Below are 24,860 nucleotides of genomic sequence, written 5' to 3'. Positions count from 1 at the left end.
TAATATGAAACTCTCTTATTGGCAACAATGTGCTGACGATCAACGCAGGAAACTACTTACTCGCCCAGCAATTAATGCTTCGGATTCGATTAGCAAAGCAGTGGCAGATATTTTAGTACAAGTAAAACTGCACGGCGATGAGGCACTAAAAGCATTAAGTAACAAATTTGATAAAATTCAAATTGAGCAAATAAAGCTTACACAAGAAGAAATAAAAACCGCCGCAAATCGTGTTAATCCTGAATTAAAACAAGCCATGCAATTAGCGGTTACCAACATTGAAAAATTCCACCAAGCACAAGCCTATCAATCCATTATGGTCGAAACAATGCCGGGCGTAAAATGTCAGTTAGTAACGCGCCCTATTGATTCAGTTGGGCTTTATATTCCGGGTGGTTCTGCCCCTTTATTATCTACTGTGTTAATGCTTGCAACACCTGCTAAAATTGCCGGTTGTCGTCAAGTTATTTTATGTTCACCACCGCCCATTGCTGATGAGATTTTATATGCCGCACAGTTGTGTGGTGTTAGCGAGGTTTATCAATTAGGCGGCGCGCAAGCCATTGGTGCAATGGCACTAGGTACCGAATCGGTTCCTAAAGTTGATAAGATCTTTGGTCCAGGCAATGCCTATGTTACCGAGGCTAAACGACAAGTTAGCCAGCGACTTGATGGCGCTGCAATTGATATGCCAGCAGGTCCGTCTGAAGTGCTCGTGATTGCGGATAGTTCAGCAAATCCTGCTTTTATTGCTGCCGATCTTTTATCACAAGCGGAGCATGGTCCTGATTCGCAAGTGGTGTTATTAACGCCTGATGAAGCTATTGCTCAGGCTGTTTCGCAAGAAGTGGATAAACAGTTAGCCGAGCTTTCTCGCCAAGGTATTGCTAAAAAGGCACTGCAAGAAAGCCGTTTGATTGTCACGAAAGATTTGGATGAGTGTGTGGCAATTAGTAATTGTTATGGTCCTGAGCACTTAATTATTCAAACTGCGAATGCGGATGAATTAGTTGAGCAAATTACTAGTGCTGGCTCGATCTTCTTGGGTGATTGGTCACCGGAGTCAGCAGGTGATTATGCATCAGGAACCAATCATGTATTACCAACTTATGGTTATACAGCCACATATTCTAGTCTTGGGCTTGCTGATTTTCAAAAACGTATGACGGTGCAAAAATTAACACCAGAAGGATTAAAAGCAATAGGTAATGCCGTTGAGCTTATGGCAGAGGCTGAACAACTAACCGCTCATAAACAAGCAGTTAGTCTTCGTCTATCAGTATTAAATTCAACAAATCAAAAATAGGTGGCTAAAATGGATATCAATAAATTAGTTCGAAAAAATGTTCAGCAATTAACACCTTATCAATCTGCTCGGCGAATTGGTGGTCAAGGCGATGTGTGGCTAAATGCAAACGAGTATCCCGTTGCTCCACATTTTGACTTGACCGATCAAACCTTAAACCGTTATCCAGAACCACAGCCTGAAAAAGTAATTCAGCGTTATGCACAATATGCAGGGGTTAAAACTGAACAAGTGATTGTTAGCCGAGGAGCTGATGAGGCCATTGAGCTTTTAATGCGTGCATTTTGTGAGCCTCAGCACGATAGTATTTTATATTGCCCACCAACTTATGGCATGTACCAAGTGAGTGCTGAGACATTAGGTATTAAAACTAAAACCGTGCCAACCACTTCTGATTGGCAGCTTGATCTTGAGGGTATAAAACAAAATATTGATACTGTAAAACTAATTTATGTCTGTTCACCAAATAATCCGACCGGTAATTTAATCGATTCTGATGATATCAAAGCTTTACTTAATATTGCCAAAGATCGTGCTTTGGTCATTATTGACGAGGCTTATATTGAGTTTTCGCCTGAATCTAGTGTCGTTAGTTGGCTTAATGACTATCCTCACTTGGTGATTTTACGAACATTATCCAAAGCCTTTGCTTTGGCTGGATTACGTTGCGGTTTCACCATTGCTAATAAACCTGTGATCGAAGCCTTACAGAAGGTTATTGCACCATACCCTCTAGCAACCCCCGTTGCTGATATTGCAGCTCAAGCATTGAGTAAAGATGGTGTGAATAGCATGAAGCTACATGTGATAAATTTAAATAATCAAAAGGAAAAATTTGCCAATTTACTTCGACAATTGCCAATTGTCGAAAAAGTTTATCCAAGTTATTCCAACTATTTGTGTGTTAAATTTCGACATGATAAAGATGTATTTAATATTTTATGGCGCCAAGGTATTATTTTACGAGATCAAAGTAGATCTATTGGGCAACAAAATATTATTCGTATTACCATTGGAACCCAAGCAGAGTGCGAGGCAGTCATTTCTGCGCTCAAAACAATTAAATAGGAGCAAAAATGTTACAAAAGTACTTATTTATTGATCGAGATGGCACACTAATTACTGAACCTCCAGTTGATTTTCAGGTTGATCAGTTTGAAAAATTGGCTTTTGAACCTAATGTGATCCCAGCCCTACTCAAGCTACAAACTGCGGGATACCATTTAGTGATGGTCACCAATCAAGATGGGCTCGGGACTAGTAGTTATCCACAGGCTGACTTTGATGGTCCACACAATCTGATGATGCAGATTTTTAAATCGCAAGGTGTTAATTTTGAGGATGTCTTAATTTGCCCACACTTTCCAGAAGATAATTGTGAGTGTCGTAAGCCGAAAATCCAATTAGTTTTGCCATATCTTACTAGTGGTAAATTAGATAAACAAAACAGTTATGTTATTGGTGACAGGGTCACAGATATTCAATTGGCTGAAAACATGCAAATCCAAGGATTACGATATCATCCTGAAAATTTAAATTGGGACGAAATCGCCCAACGATTAACCACTAAAGATCGTTATGCAAAAGTTGAACGCAATACCAAAGAAACTAAAATACTTGTTGAAGTGTGGCTTGATCGCCAAGGTGGCAGTCAAATTAATACTGGAATTGGTTTTTTTGATCATATGCTCGATCAAATTGCGACTCATGGTGGAATTAAACTCAATATCCAAGTTGATGGTGATTTACATATTGATGATCATCATACCATAGAAGATACTGGACTAGCTTTAGGAGAGGCACTAAAAATAGCACTCGGTGATAAACGTGGTATTACCCGTTATGCCTCTGTTATCCCTATGGACGAGTGTTTGGCCAGATGTGCAATAGATATTTCAGGACGCCCTTATCTAAAATTTAAAGCAGAGTTTACTCACCCTAAAGTTGGCGATATGAGCACGCAAATGGTAGAACATTTCTTTTACTCAATAAGTTATGCTATGGCTATTACATTGCATATTGAAACAGAAGGCGATAATGATCATCATAAAGTAGAAAGTTTATTTAAATCTTTTGCTAGAACATTAAAACAAGCCATCAAAATTGAAAGTGACCGATTACCAAGCTCAAAAGGAGTGCTATAAATGAAGATTGTCATCCTCGATACTGGCTGTGCTAATCTATCTTCGGTCAAATATGCCGTGCAACGATTAGGTTATGATCCAATAATTAGCCTTGACCCTGATATCGTGCTCAGCTCAGATAAGTTGTTTTTACCTGGAGTAGGATCCGCAAGTTCAGCAATGGAAAAATTAAAAGAGCGTCATTTAATTGAACTTATCAAAGTCTGTACTCAACCTGTATTAGGGATCTGCCTTGGTATGCAACTTCTAGCCGATTATAGTACCGAAGGACATGTTAACACATTGGGAATTATTCACGAAAAAGTTAGAGAAATTCCTGATTGTGGTTTACCTTTACCACATATGGGGTGGAATCAGGTTTCACCTAAAGCCGGTCATCATCTATTTCGAGATATTCCTGATGATGCTTATTTTTACTTTGTACATGGATACGCGATGCCATTATGCTCAGCAACAATAGCAGAAACCAATTACGGCGAAAGCTTTACCGCAGCCGTACAAAAAGAAAACTTTTACGGCGTGCAATTTCATCCCGAGCGTTCTGGCTTAGCCGGTGCAAAATTGCTAAAAAACTTTTTGGAGATGTAACTATGACAGCTTTTCCAATAATCATTCCTGCACTTGATTTAATCGATGGTTCCGTTGTGCGATTACATCAAGGTGATTATAAGCAAAAACGTGATTATGGCAACGATCCACTTTTACGCTTACAGGATTATGAAAAACAAGGTGCTAAACTGTTACATCTTGTTGATTTAACAGGTGCGAAAGATCCCCAAAAACGCCAAATTTTACTAATACAAAATCTGATTAATGGTGTGCAAATACCGGTTCAAGTTGGTGGAGGAATTCGTACTGAAAAAGATATACAATCATTGCTATCTGCCGGCGCTGCTCGCATAGTAATTGGTTCGACAGCTATTAAGCAACCCGAATTGGTCAAACAGTGGTTTTCAAAATATGGTGCAGAAAGGCTAGTATTGGCTCTTGATGTCCGCATTGACAACCAAGGAAATAAATATGTCGCTATTCATGGGTGGCAAGAAGATTCCTGTCAGACACTAGAACAAGTGATTGATGATTACCTTCCTTATGGCTTAAGGCATGTATTGTGTACAGATATTTCCAAAGATGGCACACTCAGTGGCTCAAACGTTAAGTTGTATCAGGAAATTAGTCGTAAATACCCACAGATTGCTTTTCAAGCGTCTGGCGGAATTGGTCAATTGAGTGATGTCAAAGCACTGAAAGACAGTGGTGTTAAAGGTGTCATTGTTGGCCGTGCTTTACTTGAAGAAAAATTTACAGTTCAGGAGGCAATTTCATGTTGGCCAAAAGAATAATTCCCTGTTTAGATGTTCGCGATGGACAAGTGGTTAAAGGTGTACAATTTCGTAATCATGAAATTATTGGAGACATAGTCCCCTTAGCAAAAAGATATGCAGAAGAAGGCGCAGATGAGCTCGTTTTTTATGATATCACCGCTTCGTCAGATGGCCGTGTTGTCGATAAAAGTTGGATCGCAAAAGTTGCCGAAGTGATTGATATCCCTTTTTGTGTTGCTGGTGGTATTAAAACGGTTGAAGATGCAGGTCAAATATTAACCTTTGGAGCTGATAAAATTTCGATTAATTCCCCTGCCCTTGCTGATCCTAGTTTAATTACACGGCTTGCAGATCGTTACGGAGTACAGTGCATTGTAGTTGGCATTGATAGCTGGTATGACAAACAGTCAAACAATTATCATGTTTATCAATTTACTGGTGACGAAAAACGTACCGTTGCCACAAAATGGAACACTCTCGACTGGGTACAGGAGGTACAAAAACGTGGTGCAGGTGAAATTGTTCTTAATATGATGAACCAAGATGGTGTTCGTAATGGATATGATATTATTCAACTAAACGCCGTTCGAGAAGTATGCAACGTGCCACTAATTGCTTCAGGCGGTGCTGGTACTATTGAGCATTTTTTACAGGCATTTAATGAAGCACAAGTTGATGGAGCATTAGCTGCCTCAGTTTTTCATAAACAAATTATTAATATTGGTGAACTTAAACAATATTTGGCACAGCATGGAGTAAATATTCGATTATGTTAACGCAAAATTGCAATACCCAATTAGATTTACAACAACTCAATTGGCAAAAAGTGGATAATTTAATGCCGGTCATTATTCAGCATTATGTTTCGGGCGATGTGTTAATGCTTGGCTATATGAATCAAGAAGCGTTAGCACAAACACAAAATAGCGGCAAAGTCACTTTTTATTCACGAACCAAACAGCGCCTTTGGACAAAGGGTGAAACTTCTGGCAATTTTCTTAATGTTGTGAGTATTTCAACGGATTGTGATAATGATACGTTATTGATTTTAGTTGATCCAGTTGGCCCAACTTGCCATACCGGCTCAACAAGTTGTTTTGCTTCGACTAAAACTCAATGGGGATTTTTATTTGAATTAGAACAGATAATTGCAGGGCGTAAAAATGCCGATCCTAAATCATCATATACCGCAAAACTGTATCATGACGGCACTAAACGCATAGCTCAAAAAGTGGGAGAAGAAGGCGTTGAAACAGCCCTTGCAGCAACAGTTCATGATAGCGAGGAACTAAAAAATGAATCTGCCGATTTAATTTATCATTTATTAGTTTTACTCCAAGACCAGAATCTGTCTTTACAAGATGTCATTGGTATTTTAAAAGCAAGACATAAATAGTTATAACTCATCCAAAGTGCGAGTTATGTCGCACTTTGTTTCAATTTTTTATTCTCATAAAAAAAGATAGAATAAATTAGTAAACCGGTAATTTAACCCCGTTAAACATCGTTAATACTTCGGAATTGTTTTCACATAACATAAGTTTGTCTATAGCTTGTCGATTCAAATGAGGCGAAAACTGACTGATAAAATCATACATATAACTGCGTAAATATAATGAGCGAGGAAAAACGATATAGGTCGTGCTGTAAGGAAAAATATGTCCAGCATTAAGTACAACTAAATCGTCATCTGAAGTATTGATCACCGCCATTTTTGCCACAATACCAACGCCGACACCTAATTTAACATAAGTTTTAATTAACTCGCCATCCGTTGTGCTAAAAACAATATTAGGTGATTGGTTAGCACGCAAGAAAGCTTGATTTAAATCTGAACCATCATTAGAAAAATCATAACTAACTAACGGATATTTTGAAAGCTCTTCAATCGAAATTAATTTACTTTTGGCAAGCGGATGATCTTTCATCACAATCACAGCTTGGTTCCAGTGATAACAAGGTAAGGCTATCATATCATCGCTAAGCTGTGAGATATCGGTCACAATAGCAAATTCAGCCAGACCTTCTTGAGTTTGTAAAATACATTGAGGAGAAGATCCTTGCTCCATATGCAATGTAATACTTGGATATTGCTGCATAAACTGTTGAATCACAACTGGCAATGTATAACGAGCTTGAGTATAGGTAGTGGTAATTGTTAATGAGCCTTGATTTGGTTGACTAAACTCTTTGGCGATAATCTTAATATCATTGGACTTATTGAGGATCTCTCGGGCAAGAGCAATGATTTTTTCACCAACCGGTGTGATTTGAGAAAGGTGTTTACCCACTCGAGTAAATATCTGAACGCCGAGCTCGTCTTCTAATAATTTTATTTGTTTGCTTATACCGGGTTGAGAGGTATACAGTTTTTCGGATGTTAGCGATACATTGAGGTCGTTATTTGCGACCTCAACAATATAGCGTAATTGTTGCAATTTCATAACACTCAAACGCTCCTTTAACTGTATGCCTTTCTTCCTTTTTAATAACATTACAAAAGGAAGAATTGCTAAGGTAAGTCATTTCACAGCTTAGCGCAAAAGAATAATTATTTTATACTAAAACGCATACTTTCCTGAAAGTTTTTAACAAAATTCAGACGTGCCTACCTACTTTTTGCTATTGATCCATTTGCCATCTACATATTGCATCACCCAACCTGTCGATTTTCCATTAACTTCAGAAGTAACATATTGTTGTTTATTTTTACGGCTAAAACGAACAATTGATGGATTACCATTAGGATCTTTATTTGGTGCTTCGGTCAAATAAATGAATTTTTCGGGTAAGCGCTCTTTAAAACGTTGTAACTCTTCTATCAAAGGTGCGCGTGTTTCTCTTGATTTTGGAAAATTATGCGCCGCCAAAAAGATGCCCGCAGCACCGTCACGTAATACAAAATGTGCATCTGACTTGGTGCATTTTAGTTCAGGTAGATCAACTGGGTCTTCTTTTGGTGGTGCAACATCACCATTTTTTAAGATCTTACGCGTATTTTTACAATCAGGATTAGTACAGCCCATATATAGGCCAAATCGCCCTGATTTTAAATGCATTTCTGAACCACATTTTTCGCATTCAATAATTGGCCCTTCATAACTTTTAACCTTAAAGTTACCTTTTTCAACAATAAAACCATCACAAATCGGGTTATTGCCACAGATATGCAGTTTTCTTTCATTATCAAGTAGATAACTATCCATAGCCGTGTGACATTTTGGACAGCGTTTACGGGCTCTTAAAGCATCAGTTTCTGCTGTTTCAGCTTCTTCTAGAATATTTAATGTTTCGTGCTCAGGAATTAAGTTAATGGTCTGTTTACAACGCTCTTTAGGTGGCAACGCGTAGCCTGAACAAGCTAAAAATACACCGGTACCAGCAGTCTTAATACCCATTTCACGCCCACAATTTGGACATTTAATTTCAGGTGTTAGCACTAATGGATTAAGCTGCATTCCACCTTTATCTGGTGCTTGTTCAGCAACCTCAAGATGCTGACTAAAGTCACTGAAAAACTGATCCAGCACTTCACGCCATTCTTGTTTTTTATGAGCAATTTCATCCAGAGCATGTTCCATACGTGCTGTAAAATCATAACTCATTAGATCATTAAAGTTTTCACTAAGTCTATCGGTAACAATTTCACCAATTTTTTCAGCATAAAACCGACGATTATCTAAACGTACATAACCACGATCTTGTATTGTCGAAATAATGGTTGCATAAGTCGATGGTCGCCCAATTTCTCGCTTTTCAAGCTCTTTAACAAGAGATGCTTCGTTATATCTTGCTGGTGGTTTGGTAAAATGTTGATTTGGATTTAAGTTAATTAAATCAAGCTTATCGTTTATCGATAGTGATGGTAATATTTTATCTTCATTATTTTTGGCTAGCTGTGGCTGCACTTTAGTCCAACCATCAAAACGCAATGTCCGACCTTTGGCTTTTAAAGTAAAATCACCTGAATTAACCGTAATTGTTGTTGAGTTATATTCAGCCGATGTCATTTGGCAAGCTACAAATTGGCGCCAAATTAGTTGGTATAATTTAGTGGCATCAGCTTCAACATCACTAAGATTATCAGCTAAGATAGTAACATCTGATGGGCGAATCGCTTCATGTGCTTCTTGCGAGTTCTTTTTACTACTGTATACATTAGCCGATTTTGGTAGATATTTATCGCCAAAATTTTTACCGATATAATCACGTACCATCGCTAACGCATCCTGACTTAAATTGGTCGAGTCAGTACGCATATAGGTAATGTAACCTGCTTCATATAATCTTTGAGCCAACATCATGGTTTTTTTAACACCAAAACCAAGACGAGTACTTGCTGCTTGCTGTAAAGTTGAGGTAATAAAAGGTGCTGTTGGATTACTTTTAGTTGGCTTTTGTTCAATATTAGTTACTTGATATTGGTTTTTACTAAGTTCAGCTAGCGCAATATCAATGGCAACTTTATCTTTAGGTTCGAATGCTTCGTTTTTATAATGAGTAACTTGCAAACTTAATGGCTCATTTTTAGCCGTGTTCAAATCAGCAAACAGATCCCAGTATTCTTCAGGAATGAAAGCATGAATTTCGCGTTCACGTTCAACAACAAGGCGTACAGCAACAGATTGTACACGACCAGCTGATAACCCCCTAGCAACCTTTTTCCAAAGTAATGGCGATAGCATAAAGCCAACTACCCGATCCATAAATCGACGTGCTTGCTGGGCGTTAACACGATCCATATCAAGCATCGATGGTTCATTAAAAGCATTTTTGATCGCCGTTTTGGTAATTTCGTTAAAAACAACACGACGATATTTGCTATCTTCACCACCTATCACGTCTTTAAGATGCCATGCAATGGCTTCCCCTTCTCTATCTAAATCGGTTGCAAGATAGATCATGTCAGCATCTTTAGCCAGTTTTTTCAGTTCAGATACTACCCTTTCTTTACCTGGTAGAATTTCGTAATGCGCTTTCCAACCGTTATATGGATCGACGCTCATGCGATCAACCAAGACCTGTCTTTCTGAACGTTTAACTTTTTTATCTGCTTTATCTTTTTTGTCTTTTGTTGATTTTTCAGCTCGTTGGCTACTACCACTCACAGGTAGATCGCGAATATGACCTACACTTGATTTAACCACGAAATCTTTACCAAGATATTTATTGATCGTTTTTGCTTTAGCTGGTGATTCGACAATAACAAGGGATTTTCCCATAATTAAACCTTTCTATTCTGTTGTTTGTATTATTTACTATCAATATTTACATCTAAGAGTGATAGTAAATCATCTTTAATTGTTGATACTTTCGTTGCATATTGTTCTTTCTGCTCTGCATCTTCAATTAATTGAGTAATGGTTTGTGACAACGTGCATCCACGGCGTTTAGCTAAATTAGCCAATCGTTGCCAGACTAAAAATTCCAAATCAATGGATTTTTTCCGAGTATATTGTTGTTCTGCATTAAAATGGCGCTTTCGCCTTGCCCGAATAGTTTGCTTCAGGCGATTATCTAAGTCAGGGTTTAAATGCTGTTTTATCCAATCAACAACACCAGTTGGGTTATGTTCTAACAACAATAACTCATTGACCGCATGTTGCGCAGCACTTTTTTCAATATAGCGTGTAATTAACTCACCTTCTAAGTGTCTCTTAACTAGATAGTTCCATTTCCAACCGCATTCAAGGTTTTCTAGCTGTTGATATTTCATCCGTTCACCTTGTGACGCTGTAACTAAATAGCTATTTGTAGCATAATCTGCTCACACAATAAAGAAAATTATTGCGTTTGACAAATTTTTTATAAATCTGTTATCGTGAGCCTTTCATTTCTATCTTTATTTAAGGAATCCTACATAATGGTTAAAGCTGATGTTATTTATATTAATGGCTATATTTACACCGCAGATAAGCAAGACAGCGTGTGTGAAGCTATCGCAATTGAAAATGGCTATATTATTGCAACAGGCTCCACGCAAGAAATAAATAACAGTCACTATGTTGATAATCATACAATAATTTATGATTTGCAAGGTAAAACAATGATGCCTGGCATTATTGACTCACATTTACACACCTTTTGGGGTGGCATGCAATTATCATCATGTAATTTAAATTACCAAAGTTTAACTATTGATGAGACTTTAGCTATTATCCAAGACTATTTAGATAAAGATAATCCCAATCATAACGCTAATTGGTTGCAAGTCTGTGGTTGGTTACGCCAAGAAGTGTTGCCAATTGGTACAGATATTACTCGTTTTGATCTTGATAAACTCAATACAAAACGCCCTGTTATTTTGTTTTCAAATGATTGCCATACTTTGGTTGCTAACAGTATAGCATTAGAGAAATTTGGTTTAGATAGAAACACTCCAGAACCATCGGATGGTAAAATTGGTCGTACTGATGACGGCGAATTAAATGGTATATTAGAAGATGCCCCAGCCATGCGTGCTTTTGATAGTATTTCTAAATTAACTGATGAACAAGCACTTAATATTGCTAAATTATCGCAAGCAGAATTAAATAAACAAGGCGTTACTGCTGTTATGGATGCTCGAATTACTGAAACTCAAGCCGATGCCTTTTTAAGACTACAGCAACAAGATGGGCTTTCTATCCGCCTGTTCGGCGCTCGGGAATTGCCACCTGATGATGTGTCATCAATTGCCGATATTCCAAATGTCATTGAGAAAGTAAAACAGTTTGCCACTCGTTATGATGATAAAAACTGGCAACCTAAACCAGGCATTAAAATATCACATACTAAGTTATTTGTAGATGGCGTAATGCAAGCACCTTTGATGACGGCACGATTACTTAAACCATATCAGTTAGAAAACGAAAAAGATCGTTACGGTGATCTTTATTATTCCACTGAAATGTTAGATGCATTAATACTTGAATCCGCAAAAGCAGGTTTTCATCCACATATGCATACTGTTGGTGAAGGGGCAATTGAAGTAGTACTTGACGCTATTGAAAAAATGCGAAAAGCCTTACCTGATGCAGATATCCGTCCAAGCACTGCACATAACGAACTAAGCGCAACACACCAGTTTGCCAGATATAAACAATTAAATGCTTGCGTAGTATTTTCTTTTCAGTGGGCTGGTTGTAGTTCAGCAATGGTTGAGCAGTATCAAACTCTATTTGGTCCAGAACGTTATAATGGATTAGAAGCGCACGGGCAATACATTGATGCTGGTGTAAACTGTGCATTTGGTAGCGATTGGCCAATTGATCCTTTAAACGAATGGTATGATTTCCAAATTGCTATGACTCGACAAATTGATGCTGATCATCCACGATTAGACAGCGATCGTAATTTAACTATTACTGAAGTATTGCGTAGTGCTACTATCAATGCTGCATATGTATTAAATCAAGATGAATATATTGGTTCAATTGAAAAAGGTAAATTTGCTGATTTAATTATTTTAGATCGCAACCCATTTACCATACCAACTAATGATATCCAAAACGTTAACGTGTTAACAACTATTGTTGGCGGTAAAACGGTTTATCAAAATGATGTAATTTAAAATTTAACTTTTTTATGTCAAATTACTACACCACAATTATTAGTGGTGTAGCATAAATAATTATCCAAGCTTTAATCAACTCCAATTGCTTTTGCTTTTTCTGTTTCCCCGCTGTCGTTTTTGTGAAATGTAAGATAGCAGCAATAATCAATACTCCGATAAACATATCAATCACATACCATATAGCTCCTGACCATACCTCATAATTCCACTAAAGATCAATACAATAATCTATACTTATTTCATAAACTGATTTGTTAAATTAGTATTTCTGTTGCTACTCATATGTAAAAATAGAAATTCAAAGTTTTAACTAACCCGTTTAAATTAAATAGGTCTTAATTAACAGCTAAGATACTTTAAAGTTTATAATTTGCCCGCTTTAATATTTTTTACAAAAAATTAGCTTGCATAATTATTATAATATGGCAGAATTCCCTGCCGCTTTAAGCGGGTAAAAAGGCAAAACTATACTTAGTAGTTTTTTATTGTTTTTTGGGACAGAGGAGCAAAGTAAGTCATGTCCGCAATAAAAATGAAACGAGTTTTAACCACACCTGCATTAATTGCATTTGGTTTAGCTTATATGGTTCCTTTAGGGATCTTTACCACTTATGGGGAAGTAACTGTTAAAAGTAATGGACACTTACCTATAGCCTATATCATCACCCTTGCCATGATTTTTTTCACTGCATTAAGCTATTGTCGTATGGCAAATAAACTACCTATTGCTGGTTCTGCTTATTCTTATGTACAACGTACTTTTGGTGGAAAAGCTGGATTTTTGGTGGGTTGGGCACAAATCCTTGATTACCTATTTTTACCAATATTAAATTATTTGGTTTTAGGTATTTATCTTAACGAAGCATTTCCTAGCGTTCCTGCTTATGTATTTGTACTTGGGTCATTGATTGGGGTTAGTCTCTTAAATTATCTGGGTATTAAGTTGATCAATTCGGTAAATTTCACCTTAATTATTGTTCAGATGATTTTTATTGGATTATTTATATTTTTCACTTTTGCTAATACCCATTTAACCCCAGAAGTGATAATAAAACCACTTAAGATCAATGCTGATGATTTTAGCGGATTAATGTCAGGAGCCGCAGTACTTTGCCTTGCTTTTTTAGGCTTTGACGCGATAGCAACGTTGGCAGAAGAATCCAATGATGCAAAAAGATCTCTGCCTAAAGCCATTATTTGGACAGTTCTTATTGCTGGCTGTATCTTTTTGGTTGTCTCTTATTGTGGTCATCTGATTTTTCCTATGTGGAGTAGTTTTGTTGATAACCAAGATACGGCAAGCCTTGATGTGATGCACCACCTTGATAAAATCAATCGTATAGAATTTATTAGACAAATTAGTAACAATTTTATGTACAATTTCTTCCAAGCGGCATATCTAACTGGCGTCTTTGCATCGGCAATGACTGCACAGACTAGCGTATCACGGATTTTTTATGCAATGGGACGTGAAGGCGTGCTACCTAAACAGATCTTTTATAAAATTCACCCACGCTTTAGAACGCCTTATTTATCGATTATCTTTGTCGCTTGTTTTTCATTACTATCATTAGTATTAGATCTTAGTTTAGTTTTCTCAATGATAAGCTTTGGTGCATTAGTGGCGTTTACTTTTGTCAATCTATGTGTGATCAAAAGCTACCTTAGTGGTAATACAAAAACAGCATCAATGCTATTTAAGTATGGACTATTACCTGCAATTGGCGTTTTGCTTTCATTGTGGTTGTGGACAAGTCTTGATGCAACAGCGATGATTGTTGGTTTAGTTTGGTTAGCAATTGGGGTTATTTATTTAATTTATCTAACTAAAGGTTTTACCAAAACGTTGCCTTCAATTGATCATAGCGAATTGAATTCAATAATTAAAGATTAACTTAATCTTTTTAAATTAGGTCTACTTAAAAGTATCTAGTTACGCCTTTCAAAAAACAACTCCGTCGACCTAAGTCGACGGAATCAAATAAAAAATAATTATTAGCTAGCTAATGTTGTAATTACTCACCAAAACCTGTAGCAAATAATTCACGGATTTCTTCCATTGCTGCTTGTTCATCTTCACCATCACAGATGATTTCTACAGTTGAACCACCTTTAACCCCAGCACCAAGTAAACCCATCATACTTTTTAATTTAATTGCTTTATCATTATAAACAAGCTCAATTGATGATTTATAACGACCAGCTAATTTAACTAGAGTTGTTACAGGGCGAGCATGCAAGCCCGTTGAATTTTTTACTACCATTTGCTCTTTTAACATAATAAAGTCCTTATTTATATTTTAAAGTTAAAACTATAACTGTATTTATATCATAAATTAAACGATTTTGCTCTTTTTTTGCATGTGAATTTGTATAATTTAGATAAACTAGTTTGCTTATCTAAAGTTAATATTAAAGTTAGACCCAAAAATAACGTACAAGATGAAAAAAGATCGGTGCAGCAAAACAAACAGAATCTAAACGATCGAGCACACCACCATGACCACTAATTAAATTTCCCCAATCTTTTATACCTCTAATACCATCAATGGCATTAAGTGCCATACGGATAAACATCCATATTGGAATAAGAAAAAAAATCCATTGATATTTGGCTAATACTCCAACAATGAAAGCGATAAAAATCGATCCAAATCCAGCTATTAATGTTACTTGATTGGCTGTAAAATTTGCTTTATAAAGAGCATTGGCATATGGTCTAAGTAATGCTTGAAATTTTGGTTTTAATTGATAAATTGACAACACAACTAACTAATCCTCCTTGTAAATGCATTACTATGAATAATTTTATACATTATCACATAACCATAAGCCATTATAGTTATTAAACAATACGTTGTAATTGCGTATACTTTAATGAGCTAACCATAAAATGTAAACGATTTAGCACGTTTACTTCTCCTGCCCCATCATCAAAATCCAAATACAATAAATTAAGTTTAGGATTCAAGTCACGCATACGTTTTTCAACACCTTTTGAAACCACATGATTAGCAATACAGCCAAAAGGTTGCAAACTAATGACATTGTTAATACCATACTCAGCAAAACTCATGATGCCTGCTGGGATCAACCAGCCTTCTCCAAATTGGTTACTTAAATTAAGAATTTGTTCAGCTTTTTTTGCTATATCACGGATATTATGAAATGGTTGATAATATTTAAAATTAGCCAGAATTTGATTAGTTTTATCAATATAACGTTGTGCAATCTTCTCAAAAAAGTGTAATAAATAGGAAAGATACCTTTTTGATTCAAGGTGATTATCAATATTACTATCAAAATTTACAAAGCCTTGAACAAAAAATTCGAGCATTGGAGGTATCACTGGCTCAATGCCTTGATCAATTAACCAATCAATACTGTGTTGGTTACCAAAATTATTATATTTAACATAGATTTCACCTACAATACCAATTTGTGGGCAATTTTTGTTTAGAACTTCTACTTGGTTAAAATCAGCAACTGCTTCGGCTAATAGTGTATAAATTGCTTTATGACCTTTATACTGACTAATAGCCTGCTCTAATTTTCTTATGTAAAGATCCTTGAGTTGATCAACTTGTTGTTTTATCTTTGCTCTAGGCGCTACAGCGTAATACATTTTAGCTAATGAATCAGTAAACAACATAGCAAAAAAAGAAGTTGGCAGTGCTTTAAGCCAATTAATTTTAAAACCTGGCTGTTCACTCTGATTCATGTTCTTAAGACTAAGTGATATGATTGGTATATCTTCAAAACCATTACTAATCATGGCCTTTTTAATTAATGATAGATAACTACTTGCACGACACTGTCCCCCTGTCTGAGTAATTCCAATCGCAACTTCGTCACGATTATACTTACCAGATTGAAGAGCTTTGATAATATCGCCAACAATAATGGTTGCTGGATAGCAAATCTCGTTATTACAATATTTTAATCCCCACTCAACCGAAGTTTTATCTGGTTTTGGCAATGTTTCTAGTTTATAGCCCAATAATGCAAATACTGACGGTAAAATTGGCGAATAAAAGTCAGAAAGAAACGGAGCTAGTATCGTCCTACGCTGTTTATCTTGTTTATTAAAAATAGCTATTTTTTTACGTTCAACAGATTTTAATGGCTGTTGGTGATTCATACGGATGGATTCAATTATTGACCGCAAACGTAAGCGAACGGATCCCGTTGCTGAAATTTCATCAACACGAATAATCGTACAGGTTTTGCCTTTTGATTCTAATATCGCCTTACATTCATCGGTGACAATCGCATCAGGTCCGCAACCGAATGAATTGAGTTGAACGAATTGAATATTATTTGCTTGTTGTGCCACAAAGGTTGCCGCAGCATATAAACGATTTGGATAACTCCACTGTGAACAAATTTGTAGTTCTGGTGACAATTGATTGATCGCTCCCAATACCGAATCTTCAGTAATCACATCGCAACCAAGTGCATTTAAGATTTCGGGAGTTTTATGGTTTATTAAACTGTCACTATGATAAGGGCGCCCCGCTAAAACAAATACATAACGTCCTGTTTGTTTAGCATTATTTAAGACCTCAATTGCTTTATTATAAAGTGATTTTTTAAATTCAGATTGAGCAATTATTGCACTAGAAAATGCTTTCTCTGCCACAGCTTTATTAATACCTAACGAAGTTAAATACTTAATACAGCCTTTTTTAAGTAATTTAATATTGGTGAAATTAATAACCGGATGATCAATTGGCAAGCCATATTTAATTTCGGGATTAATCGCACTATTTACCACTTCAGCATAACTACTGACTATTGGACAGTTATAACTATTCACAGCATTATCAAACTGCGCAGACTCAAAAACCACCATGGGCATAAAAATACGATCAACCTTTTGTTCAATAAGTTTCATAATGTGCCCATGCACCAACTTAGCAGGAAAACAAACACTATCAGACATGACTGTTCCTGCCCCTTTTTCATAAATAGCATTGGTCGAAAATGGCGAAAGAGTAACTTTAATGCCACTGTGAGTTAATAACGTATGCCAAAAAGGAAAATTTTCGTATTGCCCTAACACTCGCGGAATGCCAATATTAATTTTTGCATCAGAGGTTGAAATTGCAATACGATCAAATAACAACGCATTTTTATAATCAAACATATTAAATGAATTGTTATCTTTTTGAGGATTATTACTTAAAAAACGTTCACATTTATTGCCTGAATAATAGCGTTGCCCATTAGCAAAACGATAAATTACAATATCGCATTTATTTTCGCACCCTTTACAACGCGAAGGTTTAGCTTTGTTATCTTCGGCTTTGTATAAATTGTTTAAACCAATAAATGTTGATGCTATTGGATTTTGTTGATAGTGATTTTTTGCTACTAATGCTGAGCCATAAGCCCCCATTAATTCAGGTATATTAGAACTCGTAATTTGTGCACCAGTTAATTGTTCTAACGCTCTAAAAACTGCTGGATTTTTAAAAGTTCCTCCTTGTACCACAATATGATCACCTAGTTTTCGCATATCGTGGAGTTTTAATACTTTGTGAATCGCATTTTTTATGACTGAAAAAGCCAACCCAGCTGAAATATCACCAACAGTAGCATTCTCGCGCAAAGCTTGTTTAACTTTAGAATTCATAAAAACAGTGCATCGTGTACCTAAATCGCAAGGGCTTGTTGATTTACAAGCCGCATCAGCAAAGTCGATCGTATTAAAATTAAGTGATTTAGCAAATGTTTCAATAAACGACCCACATCCTGATGAACAAGCTTCATTAAGTTCAATATGATTAACAACACCATTGGATATAAAAATAGCTTTCATATCTTGGCCGCCGATATCCATTACAAAACTTACCTCATGATCGATATGTTTTGCAGCGGCAAAATGCGCCATCGTTTCAACAAGTCCATCGTCAAAAGCAAAAGCTGCTTTTAATAGCTCTTCGCCATAACCTGTAACACCTGTGCGAGCAATAACAATGTTTTTACTTGATGATGCAATTTCTTGCTTTAATTGTGTTAAACCTTTGCTTAAAGCACCAATAGAGTGACCATTATTTGGTGCATAATAGGTAAAAAGCAACTCATCATCTTCACCAATTAAGGTAATTTTTGTAGTTGTAGATCCACTATCAATACCTAAAAAAGCGTTTTGTTTTTGATAATCAGCTAGCTTAATTTTAGGAATTTCAATATATTTTCTTTGTTTTTTCCAATCATCAAAAGGCAATAATTTATTAAATAATGGATTTAATCTAAAAAACTGATTAGTGGTTATTTTTGTTGAGGCATTTAATTTTGCAATAAAATCAGTAATTGAAAGTTCAGTACGATCCAAAAGATGAATTGCAGCTCCCCAAGCCGACAATAACGTGGGGTGTTCAGTTTTTACAATTTGATCTTCAGTTAGCTTTAAAGTCTCTAAAGCCGCTTTACCAAGTGTTGGAATAAATGAAAATGGTCCACCAATTAACATCACTTTTGGTACAACGTCATAACCACGCGCTAAGGTGTTAACTAACTGAATACAAACGGCATGCAAAACAGAATATGCGATATTTTCTTTTGAAACGTTACGACTAATCAGATTTTGGACATCGGTTTTAGCAAAAACACCACAACGAGAAGCGATTGGGTAAATTTGGTTGTGATTTTGGGCGAGAAGATCGAATTGTTGAACTGGAGTATTAAGTAACGTTGCCATCTGATCAATAAACGCCCCAGTTCCACCAGCACAACTGCCATTCATACGAATATCTGGTGGACGATCTGGGAAGAAGAAGATCATCTTACTATCTTCTCCCCCTATATCAATCAATGTTCTTACTTCGGAATATTTTCGTTGCACAACTTCTGAAGCAGCTACCACTTCTTGAATAAAAGCAATCTCTGCTTTTTCCGAAATCCCCATTCCTGCCGAACCAGTCACTTTCACCGACAAGATAATATTATTGCCAAGTTTTTGTACTATCTCATCTAATAATCGCAACACAGTTGCTATAACATGGGTATTATGGCGAACATAATTGGTATACACAAAGTTATCATGCTCATCAAGTAACACACATTTAACTGTTGTAGAACCAACATCCAATCCTAACTTATATAGTTTTGACATAATAAACTCACATTTAGCAAGAATATAGCTAACTATTAAAAAATTAATTTTATTTTTATAAATGACAATTATAGCTAAATGTTTAAATTTTTTAATAGTTCTGTTTAAAAAATATCTCTCAGTAGATAATAACAGTGTCAAAAAGTTTCCGGTAACTATACGTTTCAGTATATTTTTATAAATAAATGTTACAAGTCCTTCCCTAATCCTTGCTTAGCTATCGCAATCACATTTTTCAAATCAACACCTTGTGCTTTGGCAGCAAAAATACAACCGCAATAACATTGACGATACACATCATACTCCTTGCATAATTCAATAGAGCGTTTATAACCGTTATTTTTTTTGAAATCAGAAGGTAGATAATTGACCGAAAAGATCTCTTGAATTTCAAACCCCAGTTCGTTTATTTTTTGGCTATTCTTTTTAGGGCTTAGTGTTAAAGCACTTGCAAAATAGTCAAAGCCCAATTCTTGTGCTTTAATTGCGGCCAGATCTAATCGCATTTTGTAACAAATATGACAACGCTCGCCGCCTTCGGGCGCATCACGCAAATGACCAACTTGTTTAATAAATTCTGCTGGCTGATAAGGTGCTTCTAAGAATTGAACGTTATTACCTGTTTTTTGATTAAAGTCAGCAATAAATTTCTGTTGCACCACACTACGGTGCTCATATTCAACTCTAGGATGGATATTAGAATTAGCAAAATAAATCGTAATATCTGCATATTGTGCTAAATACTCTAAAACATAGGTACTACAAGGTGCACAACAACTATGAATTAGTAACTTTGGTCGAACTGATTCTGATTGCCAATTATTAATCACTTCTTTTAAAACAGAATCGTAATTTACTTTATTATGTGGATTTAATTTTTCGAGAATATTTTTAGCATTAATTAACATGAGGACTCATTTATTTTGTTTTCTATTTTTTGGGGTCTAGCTAACTAAGATCTTAGTCGGCCAATTATGATATAGCTATACACACTAACCTTCAAGGAAAAAACCAAAATTCTATATCTAAATTTATGAAACTGACATATTTTTATATATAACAAATGAGGTTTATCATAAAGCTAAAAAAGAAATTCAAACATATTAATACAGCTGCAAATTAGTGCCATTGCTGACGTTGTTGTATCAATCAATTTTTTACTTGATTATTTATAATAAATGAACTATTGCTAATTTAATTTTCTCTCTTAGCATTTGTCGATTTTATCTTTTGAACATAACGTTTTTCTAAAATAAATGCGATACAAAAATAGACAATGGTTAATATCCACAAATGCCAATATTCCTGACTAAATTCGGAAAAACTTGCTCCCATTTGATTTATTTTTACTGACCCAACTATAGCTGGTACAGCTGGAAATATATAGCCAATAAAATGGAACAAAGGAGGCATCAATTCTTTTGGCCAAGATAATCCTGTAACAAAAAAGATAATCATACTTGACGGTATAATTAAGCAAAATACATCACTTACCGTATGGACAAAATGTGAAACAACTTTACCTAATAACGAAGTGGACAAAATAAAAGGAAGAATAAATAGTAAGGAAACAGATAGATGACTTAGGCACGGTAAGTCATACCAATAGTTAGCAAATACGGTATAAATAATAAAATAGATTAAATAAAGTACTAAATAAGTCAATAATTTACCAGAAAGCAGTAATAATGCCGATGAAACCGTGTGATTCTGTTTATTAACAAAGGCTATTTCAAAATCAGAATTTTTACTAAATAGACGGCATAAAATACTACCGATAAATAATGTCTGATTTAAGATCAAAATAAAAGCGGCTGGAATAATATAGGTTGCATATCCTGATTGAGGATTAAATAAACTAATTAACTGGCTATTAAAAGGAGAAACATTATTATTTGCCACTGCAGGATCGACACCTTGCGCTATTTTGCGTGAAATTGAAATTTTAGCGCCAAAATTACTGGCAACGGTATTAATGGCGGTAGCAACATTACTATAAATTAAAATATAGCTCGCATCGCCATAATATGACACTGGGCTAGTTTTTCCTTCTAATATATTCTTTTGAAAACGGTAAGGTATGAGTACAACTCCATATATTTTACGTTCTTCGATAAGTTTTTTAGCCGTTTCTAAGTCTGCAATATGTAAGTCTATATTGATGGACTTATTAGCATCAAGTTGTCGTACTAGATCTCGACTGTAATTGGTATGATCTTGGTCAATAACAGCAATAGGAACATCTCGGATTGCTTCATGTAAATAAGGTTGTGGGTAAAAGATGAAATAGATAAATATTCCCACAAACATAACGCTAACTATCGCTTTGGTTTGGAAAATTCGTTTTAATTCATCATAGGAAATTAATAGTAAAGATTTAATCATATCAACCGCCTACGGATCTTTCGTAAAAAAAGATAAACAAGAATAGCCATAACACTTAATTGGATCACTAAATAAACAAACGGTTGTAAGGAAGTTACTATATTTGGCGATCTTAATGTTTGATCAAGACGAATTTGTATATACCATGTTACAGGTAATAAAGCACTCCAAATATAAGCAAAGGTATTCATTGCAATCCGAGGGAAAATAAGCCCAGTAAATCCAAACGCAGGTGATGCTACTAAGCTTGCAGTGCCATAAGCTTGTGCTAGTGTTGATCCTGTTAAACCAAAGAAAATGCCATACAAACATGAAGTCAAAATAAAGCCTATATCACCAAGTATAAGCAATATTAAATGTCCATTTAAAGGTAAATTAAAATTAGCAATTAAAACGGTATCAAATAGAATCAAGCAAAATAAAAAATAGATAAAATAAGGAATAATGCGTCCTAATAAAAAGATAAAAATATTATGATTAGCTAATTTTAATATTTGCTGATACCCCGTTCCAGTAAAACGATCACGAGTAATACTAGTAACCATGGCCATCATAATAATGATTTGTAATATAGTAGGAATTAAACCACTAATTAACGTATATAGATAATTTAAAGTTGGATTATATAAAGGATGTAAACTTGTCGGTATAGTTTGCATTTGGCTTTGTGCAACTGGTGAAGCAATTCCTTTTTCTAATAATCCTTGCAATACTATTTGACTATTTGCTGTTTTCAATGCGGAACTCATCGCCCGAAAAATAATCGTTCCAGCTGACATATACTGATTATTATAAAAAGCGACAACTTCTGGCTGATGACCAGCTATAAGATCTTTTTCAAACTCATGCTGAATGAAAAGCACAGCATAAACATCACCTTTAATCAACGCATGTTTAGCTGAGGTAAGATCTTGATAACGTTCAGCTACCTGTAGCTGAGGTGAAGCAGCAACTTGTTGAATCAATAAGCGAGATGATTTGGTTGTATCTTGATCAACAACAGCAATAGGTACCTGAGTAATAACACCGGCATGGTACATATAAACAAATAAAAAAATAAATAATAAAGGATAGATGAAAACTAATAAACACAAAATACGTTGTTTAATTAATTTACGAAGTTCCCATCCAATTACTTGAAATAGCCGGTGATACATTAATATCGTTCCTTTTTGTCTAAAATCTCGATATTATTCAAGCTAGCGAGATTGCCACTTTGTAGTAACACTCATTCCTGGGCGGAGACCTGACACTTTATTAATTGGTTTAGCACGCATTTCAAAAGTCTTTAAGTCAAAATCACCCGTTGCTTTAGTCGCCTGCCAATTCGCATATTGACCTAAAGCATTTAATACAGTGACTTTAACATCTATAATCTGATTATTTAATGCCGGTACTCTTACTTGAAACGTATCACCAACTTTAAGGTTTCCCAGCAAATCTTCACGTATATTAAAAGTAAACCAAATATCATTTAAATCAATAATAGAATAAAGCGGAGTACCTGGACTGTATAATTGCCCTGTTTCAGCAACTCGAGTCGTAATTTGACCGTTAATTGGAGAAAGTAAAGTTAATTCATTAACATCAGCTTTTACTTGCGCCAATGCTGCTTCTGATTGTTCAACTTGCACATCGGCTAATTTTTTCTGTTCTACACTGCTACCGTTTTCGGCTAGTGATAAGTTAGCTTTAGCGGCTTCATAAGCTTTAATGGCCGCTTGATATTGATTAAAGGATTCATCATAGCTTTGCTTTGAAACAGTGCCATTTTTAGCTAAGCGATTAATTCTTTCATAGCTAGTTTGAGCTAAATCTAAATCTGATTTAGCTTTATCTAACTGCGCTTTTTGCACATCAATTGTTTCTGGTCTAGTGCTATAAGTATTATCACGACTCGCCATTGCTACTTTTAATTGCGCTTCTGCTGTTGCAAGCTGAGCTAACAATGCAGGATTTGAAAGAGTAAGAAGAACTTCACCCTGCTTAACATCGTCACCAACATCATAATTAAATTGATTTACTCGACCTTGAACTCTGGCAGCAACATCAACACGATTAGATTCAACTTCACCTTGCAAAATAATAGTACTAGGTTGATAAGCAAAATATATAATAACAACCATAGCAATAACAGCAATGATCGCTACAATCAAAGAAAAACGTTTTTTATGCATAAATTGGGCTTATAAAGGTTAAAGCAAAATTGCAATATTAGTATTGAAAATAATATAAAGCCAAAAACTTAAATACGCAATAAAATATATACTGTTATATGTGTTAACGATTAAAAAATATTTATCCTTTGTTAGGGATTGTTTGTAACTATCCCCTAAAATAGTACAGCAAAAAAGTAGAAAATTCTCTATGATAAAAGAAAAGGGGATTTAATTATGAAAAAAATGACTGAACATCAAATTGTCGCTATTTTAAAAGAAGCTGAAGCGGGTATTCCGGTTAAAGAACTGTGCCGTAAATATGGCATGGGTAATTCAACTTTCTATAAATGGCGAGAAAAATACGGCGGAATGGAAACTTCGGATATCAAACGCTTAAAGGAGCTGGAGGCTGAAAACCGCAAGCTTAAGCAGATGTTTGCCGAACTGAGCTTAAAATCCCAGCTGCAGGAAGAAATAATAAAAAAGCTTTAGTGCCCGCAAAGGCACGTAAAACGTGGGCACAGCAACTACAACAAAATCATTCAGTTACTATTGCTATGAGTTGTGCCATTGTTGGCTTAAGCCGTTGTGCTTACTATTATCAACCTAAGTTACAGGATGATTCGGTGATTGTTTCGGTATTGAATGCTATCACAGACCGGCATTTACGCTGGGGCTTTCCTAAATGTTTTAATCGTATCAAAAAGCTCGGCTATAAATGGAATCATAAACGGGTGTATCGGGTGTATTGCCAATTAAAGCTTAATCTCAGGATAAAGCGTAAACAGCGCATTCCTCCACGAAGCCCAGAAAGACTATCAGCACCCAATAAACAAGGTGAATGTTGGTCAATGGATTTTATGAGT

Annotated in this window: 21 protein-coding genes; 11 read left to right on the top strand and 10 right to left on the bottom strand. The window is 35.6% G+C overall.

Annotation, left to right across the window (positions count from 1 at the left end; genetic code table 11):
- Positions 1–4: 4 nt before the first annotated feature.
- From hisD to hisIE, 7 genes are read left to right on the top strand one after another with little or no spacing between them, the layout of a single operon-like run.
- The gene (gene hisD, locus A9G32_RS08130) at positions 5–1,306 is read left to right on the top strand and encodes a histidinol dehydrogenase (protein ID WP_065590967.1); all 1,302 of its coding nucleotides are present in this window, start codon (positions 5–7) and stop codon (positions 1,304–1,306) included.
- Between the two features lie 9 nt (positions 1,307–1,315).
- Complete coding sequence (gene hisC / locus A9G32_RS08125) at positions 1,316–2,374, top strand: histidinol-phosphate transaminase (RefSeq protein WP_065590968.1); 1,059 nt, start codon at positions 1,316–1,318, stop codon at positions 2,372–2,374.
- 8 nt (positions 2,375–2,382) lie between these two features.
- Positions 2,383–3,450, top strand: coding sequence for a bifunctional histidinol-phosphatase/imidazoleglycerol-phosphate dehydratase HisB (gene hisB / locus A9G32_RS08120; protein WP_065590969.1), 1,068 nt, complete (start codon positions 2,383–2,385; stop codon positions 3,448–3,450).
- Positions 3,451–4,038, top strand: a complete 588-nt coding sequence (gene hisH / locus A9G32_RS08115; protein WP_065590970.1) for an imidazole glycerol phosphate synthase subunit HisH — start codon at positions 3,451–3,453, stop codon at positions 4,036–4,038.
- 17 nt (positions 4,039–4,055) lie between these two features.
- On the top strand, positions 4,056–4,793 hold the full coding sequence (hisA, locus tag A9G32_RS08110; protein WP_065575555.1) for a 1-(5-phosphoribosyl)-5-[(5-phosphoribosylamino)methylideneamino]imidazole-4-carboxamide isomerase: 738 nt from the start codon (positions 4,056–4,058) through the stop codon (positions 4,791–4,793).
- The gene (gene hisF, locus A9G32_RS08105; protein WP_065590971.1) at positions 4,775–5,551 is read left to right on the top strand and encodes an imidazole glycerol phosphate synthase subunit HisF; all 777 of its coding nucleotides are present in this window, start codon (positions 4,775–4,777) and stop codon (positions 5,549–5,551) included. Before hisA ends, hisF begins: the two co-directional genes overlap by 19 nt.
- Positions 5,545–6,171, top strand: a complete 627-nt coding sequence (hisIE, locus tag A9G32_RS08100; protein ID WP_065575539.1) for a bifunctional phosphoribosyl-AMP cyclohydrolase/phosphoribosyl-ATP diphosphatase HisIE — start codon at positions 5,545–5,547, stop codon at positions 6,169–6,171. Before hisF ends, hisIE begins: the two co-directional genes overlap by 7 nt.
- A 76-nt stretch (positions 6,172–6,247) precedes the next feature.
- Here the strand turns inward: hisIE and cysB are convergent, their stop codons facing one another.
- The 3 genes from cysB to matP form a co-directional block, all read right to left on the bottom strand.
- The gene (gene cysB / locus A9G32_RS08095) at positions 6,248–7,219 is read right to left on the bottom strand and encodes an HTH-type transcriptional regulator CysB (RefSeq protein WP_065590972.1); all 972 of its coding nucleotides are present in this window, start codon (positions 7,217–7,219) and stop codon (positions 6,248–6,250) included.
- Between the two features lie 168 nt (positions 7,220–7,387).
- Positions 7,388–9,997, bottom strand: coding sequence for a type I DNA topoisomerase (topA, locus tag A9G32_RS08090; protein WP_065590973.1), 2,610 nt, complete (start codon positions 9,995–9,997; stop codon positions 7,388–7,390).
- 29 nt (positions 9,998–10,026) lie between these two features.
- Positions 10,027–10,491 (bottom strand): macrodomain Ter protein MatP, encoded by a 465-nt coding sequence (matP, locus tag A9G32_RS08085; RefSeq protein ID WP_065590974.1) that lies wholly within the window; start codon positions 10,489–10,491, stop codon positions 10,027–10,029.
- A gap of 147 nt (positions 10,492–10,638) precedes the next feature.
- On the opposite strand from matP, the gene A9G32_RS08080 reads away from it, so the two are divergent.
- Positions 10,639–12,327 carry an amidohydrolase gene (locus tag A9G32_RS08080; RefSeq protein ID WP_065590975.1) on the top strand — a complete coding sequence of 563 codons (1,689 nt, stop codon included), beginning with the start codon at positions 10,639–10,641 and terminating at the stop codon, positions 12,325–12,327.
- Between the two features lie 520 nt (positions 12,328–12,847).
- Complete coding sequence (locus A9G32_RS08075) at positions 12,848–14,224, top strand: APC family permease (RefSeq protein ID WP_065590976.1); 1,377 nt, start codon at positions 12,848–12,850, stop codon at positions 14,222–14,224.
- A 121-nt stretch (positions 14,225–14,345) separates the two neighbouring features.
- Here the strand turns inward: A9G32_RS08075 and A9G32_RS08070 are convergent, their stop codons facing one another.
- The 7 genes from A9G32_RS08070 to A9G32_RS08040 all read right to left on the bottom strand — a co-directional run bounded on the left by A9G32_RS08070 (position 14,346) and on the right by A9G32_RS08040 (position 24,012).
- Positions 14,346–14,609: an HPr family phosphocarrier protein gene (locus A9G32_RS08070; RefSeq protein ID WP_065590977.1), complete on the bottom strand. Its 264-nt coding sequence runs from the start codon at positions 14,607–14,609 to the stop codon at positions 14,346–14,348.
- Positions 14,610–14,748: 139 nt separating this feature from the next.
- Positions 14,749–15,096, bottom strand: coding sequence for a phosphatidate cytidylyltransferase (locus tag A9G32_RS13465; RefSeq protein WP_065590978.1), 348 nt, complete (start codon positions 15,094–15,096; stop codon positions 14,749–14,751).
- Between the two features lie 79 nt (positions 15,097–15,175).
- Positions 15,176–19,450 (bottom strand): acyl-CoA dehydratase activase-related protein, encoded by a 4,275-nt coding sequence (locus A9G32_RS08060; protein ID WP_065590989.1) that lies wholly within the window; start codon positions 19,448–19,450, stop codon positions 15,176–15,178.
- 188 nt (positions 19,451–19,638) lie between these two features.
- A complete protein-coding gene (locus tag A9G32_RS08055) occupies positions 19,639–20,358 on the bottom strand; it encodes an epoxyqueuosine reductase QueH (protein ID WP_065590979.1) in 720 nt (239 codons plus the stop codon).
- A gap of 286 nt (positions 20,359–20,644) precedes the next feature.
- Positions 20,645–21,835 carry an ABC transporter permease gene (locus A9G32_RS08050; RefSeq protein WP_065590980.1) on the bottom strand — a complete coding sequence of 397 codons (1,191 nt, stop codon included), beginning with the start codon at positions 21,833–21,835 and terminating at the stop codon, positions 20,645–20,647.
- Positions 21,832–22,992 carry an ABC transporter permease gene (locus A9G32_RS08045; RefSeq protein WP_065590981.1) on the bottom strand — a complete coding sequence of 387 codons (1,161 nt, stop codon included), beginning with the start codon at positions 22,990–22,992 and terminating at the stop codon, positions 21,832–21,834. The genes A9G32_RS08050 and A9G32_RS08045 overlap by 4 nt, the downstream gene beginning before the upstream one ends.
- Before the next feature lie 42 nt (positions 22,993–23,034).
- Positions 23,035–24,012 (bottom strand): HlyD family secretion protein, encoded by a 978-nt coding sequence (locus A9G32_RS08040; RefSeq protein WP_065590982.1) that lies wholly within the window; start codon positions 24,010–24,012, stop codon positions 23,035–23,037.
- 216 nt (positions 24,013–24,228) lie between these two features.
- Between A9G32_RS08040 and A9G32_RS08035 the strand changes: the two genes are divergently transcribed.
- The gene (locus A9G32_RS08035; protein ID WP_034909955.1) at positions 24,229–24,486 is read left to right on the top strand and encodes a transposase; all 258 of its coding nucleotides are present in this window, start codon (positions 24,229–24,231) and stop codon (positions 24,484–24,486) included.
- Positions 24,486–24,860: IS3 family transposase (locus A9G32_RS08030; RefSeq protein ID WP_141672893.1), on the top strand; the 375-nt coding region annotated here is incomplete at its 3' end. The genes A9G32_RS08035 and A9G32_RS08030, both read left to right, overlap by 1 nt.

This window comes from Gilliamella sp. Gris3-2 (assembly GCF_001690345.1).
Taxonomy (GTDB): Bacteria; Pseudomonadota; Gammaproteobacteria; order Enterobacterales; family Orbaceae; genus Gilliamella; species Gilliamella bombi.
Note: the sequence above shows the minus strand (reverse complement) of the source record. Positions and strands in the feature narration are given on the sequence as shown.

Coding starts and splice junctions, on each gene's coding strand:
- hisD (WP_065590967.1), top strand. CDS start 5: ATGAAACTCTCTTATTGGCAACAATGTGCTGACGATCAACGCAGGAAA.
- hisC (WP_065590968.1), top strand. CDS start 1,316: ATGGATATCAATAAATTAGTTCGAAAAAATGTTCAGCAATTAACACCT.
- hisB (WP_065590969.1), top strand. CDS start 2,383: ATGTTACAAAAGTACTTATTTATTGATCGAGATGGCACACTAATTACT.
- hisH (WP_065590970.1), top strand. CDS start 3,451: ATGAAGATTGTCATCCTCGATACTGGCTGTGCTAATCTATCTTCGGTC.
- hisF (WP_065590971.1), top strand. CDS start 4,775: ATGTTGGCCAAAAGAATAATTCCCTGTTTAGATGTTCGCGATGGACAA.
- hisIE (WP_065575539.1), top strand. CDS start 5,545: ATGTTAACGCAAAATTGCAATACCCAATTAGATTTACAACAACTCAAT.
- cysB (WP_065590972.1), bottom strand. CDS start 7,219: ATGAAATTGCAACAATTACGCTATATTGTTGAGGTCGCAAATAACGAC.
- topA (WP_065590973.1), bottom strand. CDS start 9,997: ATGGGAAAATCCCTTGTTATTGTCGAATCACCAGCTAAAGCAAAAACG.
- matP (WP_065590974.1), bottom strand. CDS start 10,491: ATGAAATATCAACAGCTAGAAAACCTTGAATGCGGTTGGAAATGGAAC.
- A9G32_RS08080 (WP_065590975.1), top strand. CDS start 10,639: ATGGTTAAAGCTGATGTTATTTATATTAATGGCTATATTTACACCGCA.
- A9G32_RS08075 (WP_065590976.1), top strand. CDS start 12,848: ATGTCCGCAATAAAAATGAAACGAGTTTTAACCACACCTGCATTAATT.
- A9G32_RS08070 (WP_065590977.1), bottom strand. CDS start 14,609: ATGTTAAAAGAGCAAATGGTAGTAAAAAATTCAACGGGCTTGCATGCT.
- A9G32_RS08060 (WP_065590989.1), bottom strand. CDS start 19,450: ATGTCAAAACTATATAAGTTAGGATTGGATGTTGGTTCTACAACAGTT.
- A9G32_RS08055 (WP_065590979.1), bottom strand. CDS start 20,358: ATGTTAATTAATGCTAAAAATATTCTCGAAAAATTAAATCCACATAAT.
- A9G32_RS08050 (WP_065590980.1), bottom strand. CDS start 21,835: ATGATTAAATCTTTACTATTAATTTCCTATGATGAATTAAAACGAATT.
- A9G32_RS08045 (WP_065590981.1), bottom strand. CDS start 22,992: ATGTATCACCGGCTATTTCAAGTAATTGGATGGGAACTTCGTAAATTA.
- A9G32_RS08040 (WP_065590982.1), bottom strand. CDS start 24,012: ATGCATAAAAAACGTTTTTCTTTGATTGTAGCGATCATTGCTGTTATT.
- A9G32_RS08035 (WP_034909955.1), top strand. CDS start 24,229: ATGAAAAAAATGACTGAACATCAAATTGTCGCTATTTTAAAAGAAGCT.